1 protein-coding gene is annotated in these 1,722 nt (G+C 45.5%); it reads left to right on the top strand.

The window, feature by feature from the left end; genetic code table 11:
* The first annotated feature begins 702 nt into the window (after nt 1-702).
* Nucleotides 703-1,479: a hypothetical protein gene (locus tag OOJ59_RS27815; RefSeq protein ID WP_121572319.1), complete on the top strand. Its 777-nt coding sequence runs from the start codon at nt 703-705 to the stop codon at nt 1,477-1,479.
* The last annotated feature ends 243 nt before the right edge of the window (nt 1,480-1,722 follow it).

The following is a 1,722-nucleotide window of genomic DNA, read 5'->3' as shown; positions in this document are numbered from 1 at the left end:
TCAGGGGAATAGTGTTTCCGGGGAAGTCTTTCTTTAGCGCGCATGAGGTGTCCACCTGCAAAATAAGTGGGTGCTTAAGTTACAGGATCCTGGATTCGGGACCAGACGGTACTCAGACGACGCTTACGAAGAATGGGGTGTCCTGCCCGAACCTCTTTTATATGTTTCCGGGTACCTGAAAAGCCATCAGGAAGAATATTACCGGTGTCTGTCAGAGATACGGAGCTATGGGAACTGGGAGCAATGGGTATCGTTCTTCCTGGAAGGGGTGGAGATAGCTGCTGAGGAGGCTCAACGGAGTATTATTCAGATAGCTTCTCTCATCGCCATGCATCGAAAGATGCTACTTGCGAACACCTCGACGTCCTTGCAAACCATGCGTCTTTTTGAGTTACTGCCAGTTATGCCAAGATTAACTGTCGAACGTGCTCAGTCTGAACTTGCGGTAACGTTTCCTACTGCCAGTACTGCGATCAAGGTACTCGAAGCTACAGGCATTCTTGTTGAAACGACTGGCAGAGCTCGCGGGAAAAGCTATGTCTATAAGGATTATGTCGACCTCTTGAGAAATGAGTGAGGGTTATAGCTACTCCAATACTTTTTAACGTCGCCTGCAAGGGTTTCTGTGCCTTGTCTTAGCTTTTTCTTCACGAATACACTGTGGCCTCCACCGCGGCATAGGGTATGTCCAGGAAATATGATTTGAAAATTGATGAGCAATTTTTCTGGAAAATATTTCGCGTTTTTTTTCCAGAACTACGTAAGTGGGTCACCAGGGCGCTGATAGCTGCCGGTATATCGATGTTGTCAGGGCCACTTTGGGTCCCCTATGTGAACGCATTTTTATCCAGGTACGCAAGCATTAATATACCAGATACGAGCACGAGTGGATGGGTATGTCTGGGGCTGGGTCTGCTCTGTTTGATAGCGAACGAAACACTGGATCGCTGGCCATCAAAAAAGAAGATGACTGCAGAAGACAAGGAAGATAAAAATACTCTTTATGAGTTATTCAGCCAGATGCACTTGCCTACTTATGACTGGTTTTTCCATCACGGAAAAATAACGTGGGTATATATTCCGGCACTTCATTACCACTACGGTGTTGAGGGTTATATTCAGGCTACTCAGTTCCATCTTCATGACAAAGAAATCAGGAAGTCTGTAGAGCTATTTTACAAGTCATGCTCGCGGGCATTTTCTTATGCATGGTACTTCGTTGAAACCAATAACCCTCATCTGCAGAAGTTCGGCCATCAGCACAATGTACATACTGATCCGTTGGCAAAGGCTGCTCATGATGATTTCCGGAACGCAGTATGTGAAGCAGAAGGGCACCTGAAAGACCTGTGCAAAGCGGTTAAAACAAAATATCCGGACTTTGATATGGAAGAAACGAGCAAGATCGCTAAGGATGAGCAACGGTCGTATTCGAAAGCACTGAATTTTGACTCAGCTACCTCCAAAGCAGAACTATAAAAACAAAAAAGGCCGCTTTCGCGGCCTTTTTTAGTTAAATGCAATGCGTGGAACTACTTCCCATTCCGCGTGGTCATTCTTTAAAACACATTTGTATTCAGAACCATCATGTTTAATCGTAAGCGTACAGCGTGAACCGTCTGGTCATAATCCGAAGCATCCGACAAAGTGGTGTCCACCAAATAAGTAGTGGGAACCAAAGTGTCAGATATGCAGAAAAATGTGACTCCCGGCAGGCGAAAA

Source organism: Citrobacter sp. W9 (assembly GCF_026719375.1).
GTDB classification, from domain to species: domain Bacteria; phylum Pseudomonadota; class Gammaproteobacteria; order Enterobacterales; family Enterobacteriaceae; genus Citrobacter; species Citrobacter werkmanii.
Note: the sequence above shows the minus strand (reverse complement) of the source record. Positions and strands in the feature narration are given on the sequence as shown.